The following is a 15,224-nucleotide window of genomic DNA, read 5'->3' as shown; positions in this document are numbered from 1 at the left end:
CAGTGTGCCGAACGAGCATTGAAGGGCTGAGAGCGATAGCCTGAAATACATGTCAGTATGGTCAAGACCGTTTCGCTCAAGTGCAGAGAAGAAGGCACCCGTGTCCGATGTTGCAGGCCCCAATGAGAGTTCATTGGAACTCCAAACCTGGCTTGCTGGATTGGATTCTTATTCAGGCGCGGATACAGCCCTTGCCTTCGTAAAAACCGAGCACGGCAGCATTGGTCTCACACACGCCCACCCGTCTGGCCTGGCCCAGCTTCTGGCCGGCCGTAAAACCCGGCTCTCCACCTTGATTCGCGAACCCGAACATTATGCGGCCGCAAAGAAGGCTGCCGCTGCCCTTCGCGCGAAGATCTTTGAGCTGAGCACCGATCGCGGAATCGACGTCGGATATTTGGGTGCCGGTATGGCGCGCTGGTCTGTTGTCGGTGGTGAAAACAGCGGTGACGTCTGCGCACCTGTCCTGCTCGCCGCCGTCGCACTGACCGTCCGCCCTGGTCAAGATGACTATGAACTCCAGCTAATGGAGCAGGCACAGGTGAACCCCGCACTGGCGAAACACTTGGCTCAGAAGGCAAACATCCACCTTGATACCGCAGCTTTAGGGCGGCTGGCATACAGCACGGCACGCTTCGATCCGGCCCCCGTCCTGGATCGCGTGCGTACACTACTGGCCCCCATCAACGGGGCAGTTGTGGAACACGAACTGGTGGTTTCCACCTTCGCATTCCTGGCAGATAATTTGAACGACCCAGCACTGATGGCCGGTAGCGAACTGCTTGAGTTGCTCCAGAGTCATAGCGGCGATGACGTTCTACCCGTTGAGCTCGAGCCCGACTTTGAACGCTTTGCTCCGCTGGATGATCGCCACCCTGAAGATGAACTGTTGGTCCTGGACGCTGATCCACAGCAACAATACGTCCTGGATATGGTTCGCAGTGGCGAGTCAGTCCTTGTTTCGACCCCTCCAGGGACCGGACAGACACAGACAGCAATCAATGCCGTCGCCCAACTAGTCCATGACGGCAAAAGCGTTCTGGTGGTGGGTGAACGTCGCGGGACGTTAAATGAATTTGCTCAGATTCTCAGCAATCACGATCTTGACTCGCTTCTGTTGCAGCTCAGCGCACAGACGGGGCCCCAGCAAATCAAGTCGCAGTTGATCCGGGCCATCACCCGAAATGAAAAAGCTGTTGAACCCACCTTGGACAGCTTGCATGAAACTCTCGTCGATCATCGCCACCAACTGGTTGATCATGTAGCCAGCCTGCACAATGTGCGCGAACGATGGGGATGCTCGCCTTACCAAGCTATGCAGTCATTGGCCGAACTGACCTCGATCCACCCCGCGCCATCCACAACAGTGCGCCTCAAACGCAGCGTCTTGGATAGCATCCGTGATCGCAAGGAGCTCACTGGGCGTCTGCGACGGACCGCTGAGCTCGGTGCGTTTAGCCAGGTTGCCGTCAGTAGTGCATGGCATGGCGCCCGAATGGTGACACGCAAGGAAACCGAGTCGGCTTATTCGCTGGCTGAGCAACTGTACGATCAGGTGCCCGGCTTTGCCGTGAAGATGCGGGAGGTGGCTGAATTTGGCCAAATTCGGCAGGGTAGTTCTTTTGCCCAGTGGGGTCGGCAGCTGGACATGCTGGTCGCGATTCGGGAAAGCCTGGATAAGTTCAACGCCGATATTTTTGACTGGTCAACGGATGAAATGATCGCTGCCACGGCTACCGCTGCTTGGCGCCGGGAGCGTGGCATCGATATGCCTGCCTTGCAGCGTGCACGGTTCCGTCGCAACGCTAAAGATTTAGTCCGTCCCGGTGTGCATATCGCAGATCTCCACGCATCCTTGATGCTTGTCAACGAACAAAGCATGCTGTGGGCGGAGGCTGCAACTAGCAAGCGTCACCCCACAGTGCCCTCGGGGCTGGCTGAGTTGAGCCGCACTTACAAGAGCTTGCGCGAGAAGTTGGTGGCTCTGGGCGCTGTTTTGGACCGTACGGTCGATGGCGGGGACCTGCTGAATTTCAATGCGCGGGAGCTCGTTGGCCGTTTGGAAGCGCTGGTGGCTTCTCGGGAATCACTGGAGACGCTGCCTGAGCGCACGCTTCTGCTTGAGGGTATGCGGGAACAAGGTCTTGGCGAACTACTTGATGACCTGGCCCGCCGTGAGGTGCCGTCTGAGCAGACCAGTTCAGAGCTTGAACTTGCGTGGTGGCAGTCGGCGTTGGAAGCCATGATTAGCGGGGATGAGTACCTTGCCATGTCCGACGGCGAAAATCTGCGCCGCTTGGAGGCTGAGTTCCGCTTGGCTGACCAAACGCATGTTGCTTCCGGTCCCGGCAGGATCCGTTGGCGCCTGGCCAAGCAGTGGAAGGCGATGCTTGCCGGTCGCAACCGGCAGGGTGAAATGCTGCGCAATGTGCTAAAGGATGGGAGGGTCTCCCTTGCCGGACTGAGCACCCAGACACCTGACCTGTTACGTAATCTGGCACCCGTTTTTGCCCTGAGCCCACTCGTGGTGTCTTCGGCCATTCCGGCCCACTACCGTTTCGATGCCGTGGTCATCCTTGATGCAGAATCCACGTCTTTGCAATCGGCCCTCCCAGCCCTGGCCCGGGCGGATCAGGTCATTGCCTTTGGCGACGAACAGACAGCGTGCCCCAAGAGCTTCAGCGTTGCTGTCGGAACTCCGGGGGCCCGTAGTGCCGAGCAACATCCGTTGGAAAGTGTGTTTGGTGCGCTGTCCAGGGTCCTTTCGCGACATCGTTTGACAGTTTCTTACCGAGCCGTTGATGAAGACTTGGTGCGTCAGCTCAGTACCGGATTCTACGATTCACAGTTGGAACGGCTTCCCGACGGCCGGGCCGTGACAGGACTTGAACGCGCAATCACAGTTGACTATCTCCCGGACGGCAAGGGCTTGCCCGGCGCTGGCGACGGCGGGGTTGAATCAGTGGTTGCCGAAGTTAACCGTGTTGTTGACTTGGTGTTTGAACACGCCAGGGTTCGTCCTCGCGAGTCGTTGGCCATCATCACAGCCAGTGAGCGGCATGCCGTTCGAGTTGCTCAAGCCATCCGGCTTCAAATGGCCAACCATCCGCTGCTCGCTGAATTCTTTGCCTCGGGTGCTGAGTCGTTCCGCGTTGTTACTGTTGACCGTGCCGCCGGTCTTGTCAGGGATAGAGTTATTTTCTCCCTTGGCTTTGGACGGACGCCACATGGCCGTGCGCTGCATGGCTTTGGGCCCTTGTCTGAACCTGACGGTCGTGCGAAATTCGCCCTGGCTATGACGCGCGCCCGCACCCATATACATATAGTCACGTGCTTCCGTCCTGAGGACTTAGATGAGAATCGGCTAAGTTTTGGTGCCATTGATTTCTTTGAGCTACTTGACCGTGAACTTGCCGGGAATTCGTTGCTGGGAACACCGGCAACACGTGCCCTTGATAGTGAACGTGTCACAGGCGAGGACCCGCTCGTGGCGGATCTGGCCGACAGGCTTCGCGCCCGTGGAGCAAGAGTGTGGCATCACTACGACGGTGTTCTGGATATGGCGGCGGCCCCGGACCCCGTTCAACTTCTTGGCCTTGAGGACCACGAAATTCCGGTACCTGTCGCAGTTGAATCGGATGGCACGGCTAAGTACCAGAACATGACTGTACGTGAGCGGAGCCGGCTGCGCCCACAAATGCTGGAACGTTTGGGCTGGCGCTACGTACCGTTGTGGACCATTGAGGTATTTACCGATCCATCAAGTTGTGCTGATCAGATTGGCCGGCACCTGAACCTGGCCACGACCAGTGGCGATGCCGAACTAGCTTCTTTATTTGGCACACCCTCTGATTCCCCCACAACCGGCACGGTTGATTCGTCTCGTTCACGGCGACGCACCAATGTAGCTTCAGCTGACGTAGCGGCGGAGGAGCTGGTGCGTGCAAATAAAGTAGACGATACAAAAAATAGTGAAAAGAGTGTGCCAACAGTGAGCGGGTCTGAAGATACAGCAGCTGATAAGACGAGCGACAACCCAGCGCCGGAATCAGCAGAAGACTCCAAGTTGTTGCCCAAGGTAGCTCCGAGCGACGCCGATCATACGTGGGGTGACTCCTCCAACGGACGCGGTCATGACGCGTGGCTGCGTGAGAATAAGCCTCCGCACTGGGGCTAGGAACTGCATTGACTAATCCTCCGAAAATTCCCGGTTTGGGTGCATTCATTGAGAAGAGTGCTGGGGCGTCCAAACCGGCTGCACCACATCTTGTAGTGACGGCTGCCCGATTGTTGCTTGCCGCTGCCGCGGTTCAGATCATCGCCTCAGTGATGGCAGTAATGTACGCGGCCTCACCCGAACGTCTAGTGGCGATTCAGGCACAGATAGATGCCATGAGCGGTGCTGTACCCAGTTTGGAAGCCACCCGAAACATGGGGGTGATAACAGTGGTTTTGGCTGGCATTGCAACTGTTAGCGCGTACGTGTTGTTTGCATTTTTTCTGCGGAAAGGCCGGACTTGGGCCAGAGTTGCCGCTGGGGTGCTGGCGGTTCTAACGTTGACGCAACTAGTCGGGTTCACGATGCCTCAGGGGCTGACAACTGTGGCTCAGATTATTTTGGGCGGTTTGGCAGTAGGACTGTGTTATCTGCCTGAAGCGAATAAGTACTTTGCAGTTGCCAAGGCTGCACGGAGCTAAGTGCAAGAAGACAATCGGACTGCTGCAGGGTAGACCGGCATGAGTTCTTCAATTCAGCAAGATGAGGAAAATCTTTCCACGGTTGACGGCGTCCACCAAGCGAACAGACTGCTCTGCTGACGCTGCCACCACGACGAGTCCCTCATTTTCGTGGGCTGGTAGTAATCCTGCACTGCTCTGCACCAGTTCCGGAGTCCACAAAACGGGGATACTCTCTGCCAATACTTCATTGTGTACAGGTCCATCCATGCCTTGGCTGCTACTAAGGATCACAGTGACAAGCTGCCCCTGACGCAACAGTGCCAAGGTAGAGGGATCACTTAATCGCAGTGGCACCGCCTGGCTCCCCGCAGGTGCACCGATCAGCAACCCACTTCCCAGTAGGGAGGCATCGGTAATAACTTCGCCACGGCGAACGGGCCCAGAGACCTGCCTTCCCTGCCACAAGCTGGACGTTGTGTTGGACTCCGTGCCAGTGGCGAGTGAGCCAGTGGTAGCCGATCCACTCGTGGCAACCTCGGGATGCAGAGCGCCGTCGGGCACCATGCGGGGGCTTACCTTGGTGGCCAGCAGATCCCCACTAGCCAGAATGTGTCCTGCCGGAATGTCGTGGGATGCTGTGAATACTGTGGTGGTAACAGGGCTCGAAGGGGTGAGTTGTTGGACGGCCAGGGCCGCTGCTACGCAGAGGAGCAGGGCTGCGAAAAGTCGTCGATGACGCATTAGTAACCGCAGAAACCTATGCCGGATTGATAGAGGGGAACCGCGTCCTGACCACGAATGGGAACGCCAAAGAGGTCCTGCATAAACAGGCGGGTTGGGCGGATAGCGTGATGACTTCATGGCCCAACGCTAGGCCCACAACCGCTCCACTAACAGGGGCGAACACTTATCAGTGGAGGACTTTCTAACCGGCCGGGTCTGTGGAGGAATAGCTGGGTCAACAAGACTAGTTCGCAGGATGAAAAGGGCGCCAGGAATTAAAAGTACTAACTGTATTAAAAGTACTAGCTGGATGCGTTGGCTGCTGAGGCGTTTTTTTGGCCCGAATTCTTCTTGGCCGCACTGCCAGAGCCAGAGTTTTCAGAGCTGCCAGATCCTGCACTTGCCTTGGCCGCACCACCTGAGCTGCTGGCATCTGAGGACTTGGGGGAGGAAGTGCCACCGGATGCTGAATTTGCTGATTCGGAATTAGTCGAGCCGGATGCGGCAGCTGGAACCGAGCTGGCGTTGGAGCGTGAATCGGTGCGGTAAAAACCGGATCCCTTGAAAACAACACCCACTGAATTGAATTTCTTCCGAAGATTTCCGCGACATTCCGGGCAGACAGTCAAAGAGTCATCGGTGAATGACTGCTGTATATCAAAGGCGTGGCCGCAATCTTTGCAGGCGTAAGCGTACGTGGGCACTGATTTTCCTCCTGGATACATGCGTTGGGACCCTGCTATCACCAGTCGCGTGGCTGGCAGTCCATGGTCCCAACTGCTAATTCTACCATCGGAAGAGAACAAGGCGCGGAGATCCCTCACATGCCATTCTCCTTTAGCTACCCTGGTATAGCCCACCATGTGCAGCCGTGCTGTTTCATTGCGGCTGAATTGTCCCGGTTCCCATGTGTTGGTAGCCAACAGGGGTCAGCGAATAGTCTACGGGGGCGTCCAAAACATCGGAGGGGAGGCGGCCGGAGGCAAGAACTTCGGGTGCATAGACCACGGCGGCTACGGGAATGGCAGCGGCTGTCGCCAGGAACCTGTCATAGTAGCCGCCTCCCTGGCCTAGGCGGACACCTGAACGGTCAACGGCGAGCGCAGGAACGAAGATCGCCTGAATGTAATCCAATTCGCTAAAGTGATTTCGAGGTCCTACAGGCTCCATGACGGGAGCGAAGCGGCTTCGTGCCATCTGCACGTCGGCAAACCAAAGGACCCAACTGAGCAGGTGCCCGGGTTCGCAAACAGGCACGTACACGCTGTAACCAGCATTCGTTAGGGCTCCCAAAAGTGCTTCGGTGGGTGGCTCATCACCCATGGAGATATAGGCACATACGGCGGAGCCGGAACGTGGCTGGAGGCCAAGCGATTCCAGCCAGCTGAGTCCGGAATACGCCAGATCTGCTCCCAGCAGCGCAAGAGAAGCGCGATGGACTTCCTTGCGCTGAGCACGCAGCCTGGAACGCCAAACAGACTTATCGAGTGCGCTCACACGTGTCCAATCGGTTGAGTTGACTTTAGTTCAGTAGAGAGAGCAACTAGCTATAGGGACATTATCCGTGTTTTTGGGACTCTTTCAGATAACCTAGGGGCATGACTTCTGCAAAGCATGTACGTAAGGCCGTTATTCCCGCGGCTGGTTTGGGAACAAGATTCTTGCCCGCAACCAAAGCAATGCCCAAAGAAATGCTCCCCGTGGTTGATAAACCTGCCATTCAGTATGTGGTTCAGGAAGCTGTCAGCGCGGGCCTGACCGACGTTTTGATGATTACTGGCCGCAATAAACGCGCTCTGGAAGACCACTTCGATAGGGTTCCCGTGACGGAACTTCTTTTGGAGGAAAAAGGGGATATGGACCGCCTTGCAGCGGTACAACATGCCACTGATCTAGGAGAGATCCATTACGTTCGTCAGGGAGACCCCAAAGGGCTAGGACATGCAGTGTTGCGTGCCAAAACCCATGTAGGCGATGAACCGTTTGCCGTGTTGCTAGGTGATGACCTCATCGATGAGCGCGACGAGCTGCTTGCGACGATGATCGAAGTCCAGGAGCGCACAGGTGGGTCCGTCGTGGCCCTCATTGAGGTCCCCATGGACAAGATTTCCTCCTACGGCTGTGCTGACATGACAGTGGTTGAAGGCGAAAATTACGTCCGGGTCAACCAGTTGGTGGAAAAGCCCACAAAAGAGGAAGCACCCTCGAACCTGGCCGTCATTGGCCGCTACGTGCTGCACCCGGCCGTATTTAACGTCCTAGAAAACACCCCTCCGGGGCGTGGCAATGAAATCCAGCTCACCGATGCGCTGCAAACCCTGGCCACCCAGGAAGGTGAAGGCGGCGGTGTCTACGGGGTTGTGTTCCGTGGCAGGCGTTACGACACCGGCGACAAGCTCAGCTACCTCAAGGCAGTCGTGACGCTGGGTTGCGAAAACGAGGAATTGGGCTCGGACCTGCGCGAGTGGCTCGGCGAGTTCACCGCCGATTTCAAGAGCTAGTTACGTGTGGGGGCAGGCCATCTGGCCGGTGACCTTGGAATGCGGTGATTTGGTACTGCGCCCCATCAAACTTGGCGACAAGGCCGAGTGGGTCAGGGTACGAAACCGTAATTCAACGTGGCTCCAGCCGTGGGAGGCGAGCAATCCCGGTGGGCAGGGGGAGCTGCCAACTTATTCGGGGATGGTACGTGTTCTGAACCGGCAAGCCCGCGAAGCCGCCGCATTGCCGTTTATCATTACCGAACGGATTCCGTCCCAACGACGCCCAGCCATTGTGGGGCAGCTCACTGTCTCCTCCATCATGTGGGGCTCGGCGATGTCGGCGACCCTAGGCTATTGGGTTGATCAAGGCAGGGCCGGGCGAGGCATTGTCCCCACGGCAGTTGCCATGGCCACGGACCATTGTTTTCAACAGCTTGGCCTGCACAGGATGGAAATCAATATCCGCCCCGAGAACGCGGCCAGTCTGCGGGTGGTGGAGAAATTGGGTTTCCGGGACGAGGGTCTGCGCCCGAGGCTTTTGCACATCAATGGACAGTGGGCGGATCATCGCAGTTTCGCGCTCACTTCTGAGGAGGTTCCGGAAGGAATCCTCGTCAGGTGGCTGGGCGCGAGGCAGTAGTCCGAGCAACTCGCGGGCCCTGCGATGTACTTAGGCAATGTAGTCAGAGACTGCGGTTGCTCTGAGCCCGTCTTGTCAGAAACAAGTGTCGGACACAATTCACGGCGACAAAATGGGGCTGATTTTTAGCCTTACCCCGCGACACACCGGCAGTAATGCCAGTGCGGACATGTTTCCCGTTTAGGGTTGAAATGTGGCCGGACACGAGTTGCCAGTCCACCTAATCCAGGAGTTGCAGGAGACGTCAATGGAAAGCACTACTTCCGACGCCCACACCCACGTGGAGCCGGGACCTTCAACGGCTGCGCCCGAGGGGACTGCGAGAACTTTACGGATTCGCTGGGACAGGACATTTATTGCTCTCGTGGGCCTGATCGCTTTGCTGATGGCAGGCATAACAGGTGCGTTGAGTGTGTTTAATCTCGGCTCGCCCGGTGTGGGATGGACTTCACTACTGGTGTTTGCTGCCGTTGTAGTAGGTCTCAGGGCCATGGCGGTTCGTGATCACTCTGTTCGCCGTGCCGAACGCCAGGCTGCACGTGCGACGGCGAATGCCACTGCGCAAGAATCGTCCAGCAACCCTGTGGAAAAGAAAGAGACGTCGGTCTTTGATGGTGCCCAGGGTGCTGCACCGGCTCCGGTGCCCAAGCCGCTTACCAGTGAAGAGCTGCGCGCCGCCGCAATGCGGGTAGCGGCCAAGGGAACTGCCGACGCGAAACTAGCGCACACCCAGACTCTCGCTGAGGGCGAGCTGGAAGCTGAAACGTGGGAGCCCGTGGCTGTCCCTGTTCCCGGCTATGTAACGGCGAACCGAGCACTGAGCCTAGAGAAGCCGCTTGTGCTTCCTGACGTTCCAAAGTCGGCTGGAACTTCCATCCGGGCTGATCAAGCCGGGGTTGGAATTGCAGGGGAACACGGTGGTGTTGTGACTGTCGTTCAAGGGGATGCGCTGGATGATAGGCAAGATGCAGAGATCGCTAAGACTGACAAGTCCTCCCGCACGGAGAAATTTGTGCCGGCTTCTGAGCGTGGAACCCACGCGTTGAATAACTTGGACGATGTCCTGCAACGACGTCGGGCGTAATTTCTAGACTACAGATTTCACCTGTTTTCCCGAAAAGTTCTCCACTGCCCTTAAATTCTCCGGATAAAGCTAACTTTCTTGCCCATTTTTGTGAAACCCGACTCAACAGGTTTAGGGTGAGAAAAGCAATGGTGCAAACAGTGTGAAATTCTAGTATGAGCACCTGCGCGGGGCTATGGCGCAGTTGGTAGCGCGCCTCGTTCGCATCGAGGAGGTCAGGAGTTCGAATCTCCTTAGCTCCACCACAATGACCCTCTGACCCGTTGAAATACTGAGTCAGAGGGTTTTTGTCTTTTTGACGCAGTCATCTTATGTCTGCGTGCGATTGCGTGAGCGCCACAGCCAAAAACTTCGCCAAGCGATACATCGGCCATCCCCACCGCAGAACCCTGCAAATGGGAACTAGCGCCGCCGTCGTACTCGTCAGTCACAGCGAATACTTCACAGAGAACACACAGGATAGATAACGCCCAGAGCTATTGTTGTTTACAACTTCAGGGGTATATCGTTGACTCTATCGTTGTATGTCGTTCACGATTTATAAAGGAGTCCATGATGCGTAATTCATTCCCCGGCGGCGGTTTTGGCCCCAGCAACATTGATGGCATGTGGCAGGCGGTTGAGGAACTGCGATCAAAGTTTGAGAAGCGCTCAGGCACACGTGCAGGTCGCGGCGAGGTTCGTGCTGCTGTGCTTTCACTGCTTGCCGAACGTCCCATGCACGGTTACCAGATCATCCGTGAAATTGAAGAGCGGAGCAATGGGAGTTGGAAGCCCAGCGCCGGCTCTGTCTACCCAACGCTGCAGTTACTGGCCGATGAGGGTTTCATCAGTGCTGAGGAATCAAACGGTCGCAAGATCTACTCACTGACTGAGGCAGGTCGGGAAGAAGCAGCCGGCTCGGATTCTTCCGACCCGTGGAACGCGACGGGGGCGGCGCCTGGTGGCGGGTTTGCCGCATTACCTAAAGCAGGGGTTGAGCTTGCTCAGGCTGCCACTCAAGTGGGACGCACGGGATCTGCTGAGCAAGTCGCCGAAGCTGTCACTGTGCTCAACGAAGCACGTCGCCGGCTGTACTCGATCCTCGCCCAAGATTGACACGGGTGGCATCGGTTCCTCAAGGTCGGGCCGATTCTGTTCCTGGGGCCAAGGAGGCTCGCTCACGGTATCGCCGCATTCTGCGTTTTTCGGCGTGGCATCTGGCGGTGACGTGGTGGTTTGAGTTATTTTTACCACGCGTTGGCTTGACCAAGGTTGCTGAACGCAGCAGAGCGAAAAGAATGACCCGCTTCGCCCAACGTTTCCATGTGCTTGCGGTTGACCTTGGCGGGTTGATGATCAAGGTAGGGCAGTTCATGTCTTCCAGACTCGATGTGCTTCCACCCGAGATCACAGCTGAACTTGAGGGCCTGCAAGACGAAGTGCCGCCGGTGCCTTTCCCTGCGATCCGTTCCCTTGCCGAGACGGAGCTGGGCGCGCGGTTGGACCAGGTGTTCGCATGGGTCGATGAGACGCCCGTTGCCGCGGCCTCCCTAGGTCAAGTTCACCGCGCGCAACTTCTTGCCAGCGGTGCTGCCGACTCAGGCCTGCATGCGGTGGTGCTAAAGGTCCAGCGTCCCGGTATTGACAAGATTGTGGACGTGGATCTGGCTGCTTTGCGCAAAGTAGGTGGCTGGCTTAGCCATGTGCGGATCGTTTCAGATCGTGTGGACATGCCAGCGCTTGTCGAGGAGTTCGCGGCGACCAGTATGGAGGAGATCGACTACCTGCATGAGGCTGCCAGCTCAGAACGCTTTGCCGCGGACTTCAGCGATGATGACCGGGTGCTGGTGCCCGAGGTTGTCTGGGAACGCTCTTCCCGGCGAGTGCTGACCTTAGAAGATGTCACGGCAATCAAGATTACGGATTCCGCAGCTCTTCTTGCAGCGGGGATAGACCCGGTGGACGTTGCTCCTGTTTTTGCTTCGGTCATGTTTGACCAGATGTTTACCAATGGTTTCTTCCATGCCGATCCACACCCCGGAAATATCTTTGTCACGCCAAATACCGAGGCCACCGAAAGGACTTCCGCGGAGCGGCCATGGAAGCTGACATTCATTGACTTCGGCATGATGGGGGAAGTCCCACCCAGCACTCGCAGCGGTCTGCGGAAGTTGCTAATAGCGGCGGCTTCCCGTGATGGCAAAGGTTTGGTGAATGCCATTAGCGACGTGGGTGTGTTGGTCCCTTCGGCCGACACCCTCGAGCTCGAACGGGCTATGACGCACCTGTTCGCCCGATTTGGCGGCATGGGCTTTGCCGAGCTGCGAGAGGTAGACCCTCGCGAGTTCCTCGATTTCGCTGAGGAGTTTGGTGATGTGGTCCGTTCGCTGCCATTCCAACTGCCGGAAAATTTCCTATTGATTATCCGCGCCATGTCACTGACCTCTGGTGTATGCAGTTCCTTGGACGCGAAGTTTAATTTGTGGGATTCGGTTGAGCCCTACGCTGCGCAGTTGCTGCGAGATGAACGCGGGAATATTGTTCAGGATGTTGCAAAGCAGGCGCTCGACGTCGCAGGGGTGGCTCTGCGACTACCGAAACGGCTGGATGGGCTAATTACCCAAGTCGAAGAGGGCTCGTTGTCAGTCTCAACTCCGCGTTTGGAGCGGCAGGTAGCGCAGCTTAACCGCACGGCACGCAGGGCAGTATCGGTGGCCATATTTGGTGCCGTTCTCATAGCGGGCGCTGTTGTGCGAGGCGGAGATATGGTGTTCGGCAATGTGTTGATGATCGTCTCGGTACTGCCGTTACTGCACGGCTTGTGGGTGGGTCGTCGACATTAGGTGAGATAGCTCGACGGCGGAAACGCTGACTGTTCAGCTATTCCTGCGAGCCCGCAGAACCTCATCGTGGATGATGATGGACTCACCATCGCGCCCCGAGGTCTTTCTGGGACGGGAATCTGTGGTCACAATTTCCCAAGCCTCTGGATCCAAAGCGGCGGCTAACTGCTCGGCCGTGAAAAATAAGTCTGTCCCAAAGTGTTGGTGGAAGCCGGCGTCAGCGTCCGACGGCGAGTGCCCCACGATCAGCAGCGTCCCGCCAGTTGTGACGGCGTCGGCCAGCCGGGAAAATATGGGATCCCGGCTGGCTTTGGGTAGGTGCATGAACTGCGCCGACACCAAGTCGAAGGCAGCTGATGTAGGCGACCACGTAAAAAAGTCATGGTGCTCCCACGTAATGGAACCAGAAAGTAAGTGAGTTGCTGCGTGCGCAGCAGCCTTCTCCAAGGCCGCAGTGGAAATATCCACACCTGTGACGTGCCAGCCATGCTCGGCAAGCCAGATAGAGTCTGCACCTTCGCCGCAGCCCGCATCAAGCGCAGTCCTTGGCGCTAAGCCTGAAGTTTCTGCCAGTAGTTGCGGGTTGGGGTTCCCGCTCCAAACCCTTTCATGCTTGGAGTACCGATCGTTCCAGTAATTTTCATCAAAGATGGCTGTCATGGTGCCAGCGTATATGCCAGAATTCTGTCTGCGCCGCCTGGTCGCCATCTGGAGGACAGGATTAGGGATTCGCTAAAGATACATGCAGTTGTTTTGAGTAATTCAAAACAACTGCTAGTATTGGGTTATGGCCAAACATGAAACACAAGAAATTCTGGAAGGCAGGCTTAGGTCAGCTCAACTGAAAGTGACAGCCCCCCGGGTTGCTGTTCTTGCTGTTCTCACCGGTCGGGGGCACCTGGATGCAGATTCGGTTTTTTCGAACATTGTCACTTCATTGCCTAAAACTTCCGTGCAGGCTGTTTACGGCGTTTTAGCGGCACTAGTTACGGCCGGTTTAGTCCGAAAGATCGAACCGGCGGGCTCATCAGCACTCTACGAGGCACGGGTAGGGGACAACCACCATCACGTGGTTTGCCTGAACTGCAAGAGCGTAGAGGATGTGGATTGTGTCATTGGCGCAAGTCCGTGCCTCACGCCGTCGAACGTGAATGGCTTCGCCATCCAGTCGGCGGAGATCACTTTTTGGGGCCTGTGCTCCAAGTGCCAACTGGGCATCGACGCCCCATAGACCGTTGCCCTAGCGACGAATCTTTCCTGGCAGTAGTTACTTCATGCTGCCTTGGCCCCACCATTCAACGTGGCGTGCTTTGTTGCGCCCTCATCCCATCATTTCCAAAGGAACTTTCTTGAAGACTTCTTTCATTTCATTGCGTCACCCACTCATTCGTTTCCTGGTGGCCGACCAGGCCGACACAACAGAGTCATTTGCCGCTGATAAAAATTCAAAAATGACCATGCGCAGTCATCGGGGAGGGTATGTGACTACCAGTGCGCCTCGCACGGATCAAGTGACGGGCACCTATGTGAGCACAGCAGCACCACAACCAAGCCGTGCTGGTTCATATGTCACAACCAACGCGGCTCCTTCCGGGACTCAGGGCACCTATGTAACCTGTGCCGAAGGAGCGGGGGACTAGCCCGCGCCGAGGTGAGTTGTTTGGTCATGGCAGAATCGCTCAACTTTAGTTCCAGCAGCCCTGCTATGGTCAGGGTGATACGGGCGCAACGGTCCGCGCTTGTTTGGTGATGACTACCTTGGGAGCAGCGATGAAGGTCTTTGTTAAGTACTTGATGGCGCTTGGCTGTGTTCTGCTCCTGACCGGCAGCGCAGTTGGATGCAGCAGCGCATCCGATTCAGAGCCGCAACAAGAAGACCTCACGAGTGTGGCGCCGCCCTTAGTTCCCACCAAGCCTGGCAACCCTGGCAACACTGCCAATGCGGCGGCAGAGGATAAATTGGTGAGTAACGGCAACACCAAGGATGGCATTGCCACCGCGATCGGAGCCGCTCTGGACGGTGACGCAAATTGGCAGGGCAGTATTTTGCACGTGAAACTTAAGAATGAAGCCATCTCTGCCCTCGGGGGTCTCACCGAATGCCGAGTGATCCGCGAATTCCTCGTCGAAGACCAGAGCGCCACGCTGGATATGAACGGCACCGTCATTAGCTGCACGGAGCTACTTGCTGAAATGGAAGACTAAGCCTATGGAGGCGGCGCCGCGCGGTACAGCACTTAGTTTCGGAGACTAGGAGTATGTAAACGTACCGGCAGAGGCGCCGAGCTCGACGCCGATGGAGACTTTGCGTGCTTCCAGACACCAGGAGCGCTGGGGCTTGTCCTTAGGGCTCATTGAAGTTCCTGTTTGCTGGTCGTCGTCGCGCACCGATTGGAAGAGGGCCATGGCTCCATGCTCCATCGCGGGCTTGGTTCCCGTGCGCCATTGTTGCCTTGCTGTTACCGCTGTCCATCGTGGATAGGGCTGAGGCTCTCCTTTGCTCGCAAAATCGCGCTCAAGGCGATGGAGCTCTTCCCGGCTGACTGTCGCGTTGAAATTCGTGCACTGCCGCTCTACGTCTTTGACTGCGATGAACCTGCAACGATGTGGTGTGGAAGAAACTGCCGGCGGCCAGCATGACCCACTCTGTGGGTCGGATGAGTGGCTGCAGCTAAGAGAATAATCTGGGTCTGGCTTTGCACTAAGGAGGACGCCCCAGCCCGGTAGCAGTCCAAGCCCGGTAGTGTTCCAATTGAGGCTTCAGTCGGCAACGGTACAAAGAGGGAGGC

General features: G+C 56.9%; 15 protein-coding genes, 1 tRNA gene and 1 pseudogene. 12 read left to right on the top strand and 5 right to left on the bottom strand.

Annotated features, from left to right (window positions below):
• Positions 1-49: 49 nt before the first annotated feature.
• Positions 50-4,177 (top strand): AAA family ATPase, encoded by a 4,128-nt coding sequence (locus tag AAFM46_RS13530; RefSeq protein ID WP_343318352.1) that lies wholly within the window; start codon positions 50-52, stop codon positions 4,175-4,177.
• 8 nt (positions 4,178-4,185) lie between these two features.
• Positions 4,186-4,698: a hypothetical protein gene (locus AAFM46_RS13525; RefSeq protein WP_343318351.1), complete on the top strand. Its 513-nt coding sequence runs from the start codon at positions 4,186-4,188 to the stop codon at positions 4,696-4,698.
• 48 nt (positions 4,699-4,746) lie between these two features.
• On the opposite strand, the gene AAFM46_RS13520 is transcribed toward AAFM46_RS13525, so the two are convergent.
• On the bottom strand, positions 4,747-5,421 hold the full coding sequence (locus AAFM46_RS13520; protein ID WP_343318349.1) for a flagellar biosynthesis protein FlgA: 675 nt from the start codon (positions 5,419-5,421) through the stop codon (positions 4,747-4,749).
• A 297-nt stretch (positions 5,422-5,718) separates the two neighbouring features.
• Between AAFM46_RS13520 and AAFM46_RS13515 the strand changes: the two genes are divergently transcribed.
• Positions 5,719-5,952: a hypothetical protein gene (locus tag AAFM46_RS13515; protein ID WP_343320487.1), complete on the top strand. Its 234-nt coding sequence runs from the start codon at positions 5,719-5,721 to the stop codon at positions 5,950-5,952.
• 14 nt (positions 5,953-5,966) lie between these two features.
• On the opposite strand, the pseudogene AAFM46_RS13510 reads toward AAFM46_RS13515, so the two are convergent.
• Both AAFM46_RS13510 and AAFM46_RS13505 read right to left on the bottom strand, forming a co-directional pair.
• Positions 5,967-6,128 (bottom strand): annotated as a pseudogene (locus tag AAFM46_RS13510) (FmdB family zinc ribbon protein); the annotation flags it as partial.
• A gap of 154 nt (positions 6,129-6,282) precedes the next feature.
• The gene (locus tag AAFM46_RS13505; protein WP_343318347.1) at positions 6,283-6,900 is read right to left on the bottom strand and encodes a 5-formyltetrahydrofolate cyclo-ligase; all 618 of its coding nucleotides are present in this window, start codon (positions 6,898-6,900) and stop codon (positions 6,283-6,285) included.
• Positions 6,901-7,001: 101 nt separating this feature from the next.
• Between AAFM46_RS13505 and galU the strand changes: the two genes are divergently transcribed.
• From galU to AAFM46_RS13475, 6 genes are all read left to right on the top strand, one after another.
• The gene (gene galU, locus AAFM46_RS13500; RefSeq protein WP_343318345.1) at positions 7,002-7,904 is read left to right on the top strand and encodes a UTP--glucose-1-phosphate uridylyltransferase GalU; all 903 of its coding nucleotides are present in this window, start codon (positions 7,002-7,004) and stop codon (positions 7,902-7,904) included.
• 4 nt (positions 7,905-7,908) lie between these two features.
• Complete coding sequence (locus tag AAFM46_RS13495; protein ID WP_283532231.1) at positions 7,909-8,526, top strand: GNAT family protein; 618 nt, start codon at positions 7,909-7,911, stop codon at positions 8,524-8,526.
• 247 nt (positions 8,527-8,773) lie between these two features.
• Positions 8,774-9,610 carry a hypothetical protein gene (locus AAFM46_RS13490; RefSeq protein WP_343318343.1) on the top strand — a complete coding sequence of 279 codons (837 nt, stop codon included), beginning with the start codon at positions 8,774-8,776 and terminating at the stop codon, positions 9,608-9,610.
• 169 nt (positions 9,611-9,779) lie between these two features.
• Positions 9,780-9,855: transfer RNA gene (locus tag AAFM46_RS13485), tRNA-Ala, on the top strand.
• Between the two features lie 310 nt (positions 9,856-10,165).
• Complete coding sequence (locus AAFM46_RS13480; RefSeq protein ID WP_283532233.1) at positions 10,166-10,708, top strand: PadR family transcriptional regulator; 543 nt, start codon at positions 10,166-10,168, stop codon at positions 10,706-10,708.
• A 5-nt stretch (positions 10,709-10,713) separates the two neighbouring features.
• Positions 10,714-12,435 carry an AarF/UbiB family protein gene (locus tag AAFM46_RS13475; protein WP_283532234.1) on the top strand — a complete coding sequence of 574 codons (1,722 nt, stop codon included), beginning with the start codon at positions 10,714-10,716 and terminating at the stop codon, positions 12,433-12,435.
• 33 nt (positions 12,436-12,468) lie between these two features.
• On the opposite strand, the gene AAFM46_RS13470 is transcribed toward AAFM46_RS13475, so the two are convergent.
• Complete coding sequence (locus AAFM46_RS13470; protein WP_343318340.1) at positions 12,469-13,095, bottom strand: methyltransferase domain-containing protein; 627 nt, start codon at positions 13,093-13,095, stop codon at positions 12,469-12,471.
• A gap of 127 nt (positions 13,096-13,222) precedes the next feature.
• Between AAFM46_RS13470 and AAFM46_RS13465 the strand changes: the two genes are divergently transcribed.
• The 3 genes from AAFM46_RS13465 to AAFM46_RS13455 all read left to right on the top strand — a co-directional run bounded on the left by AAFM46_RS13465 (position 13,223) and on the right by AAFM46_RS13455 (position 14,640).
• Positions 13,223-13,666 carry a Fur family transcriptional regulator gene (locus tag AAFM46_RS13465; protein ID WP_343318338.1) on the top strand — a complete coding sequence of 148 codons (444 nt, stop codon included), beginning with the start codon at positions 13,223-13,225 and terminating at the stop codon, positions 13,664-13,666.
• Positions 13,667-13,784: 118 nt separating this feature from the next.
• Entirely contained in the window at positions 13,785-14,075 is a 291-nt protein-coding gene (locus tag AAFM46_RS13460) for a hypothetical protein (protein WP_343318335.1), read from the top strand.
• 109 nt (positions 14,076-14,184) lie between these two features.
• Positions 14,185-14,640: a hypothetical protein gene (locus tag AAFM46_RS13455; protein ID WP_343318334.1), complete on the top strand. Its 456-nt coding sequence runs from the start codon at positions 14,185-14,187 to the stop codon at positions 14,638-14,640.
• Positions 14,641-14,685: 45 nt separating this feature from the next.
• Here AAFM46_RS13455 and AAFM46_RS13450 read toward each other — a convergent pair whose 3' ends face one another.
• Positions 14,686-14,841: a hypothetical protein gene (locus AAFM46_RS13450; protein ID WP_343318332.1), complete on the bottom strand. Its 156-nt coding sequence runs from the start codon at positions 14,839-14,841 to the stop codon at positions 14,686-14,688.
• Positions 14,842-15,224: the final 383 nt, after the last annotated feature.

The sequence above is a fragment of the Arthrobacter sp. TMP15 genome, assembly GCF_039529835.1.
In the GTDB taxonomy this organism is placed as follows: Bacteria; Actinomycetota; Actinomycetes; order Actinomycetales; family Micrococcaceae; genus Specibacter.
This window is presented reverse-complemented; position numbering and strand designations above follow the sequence as displayed.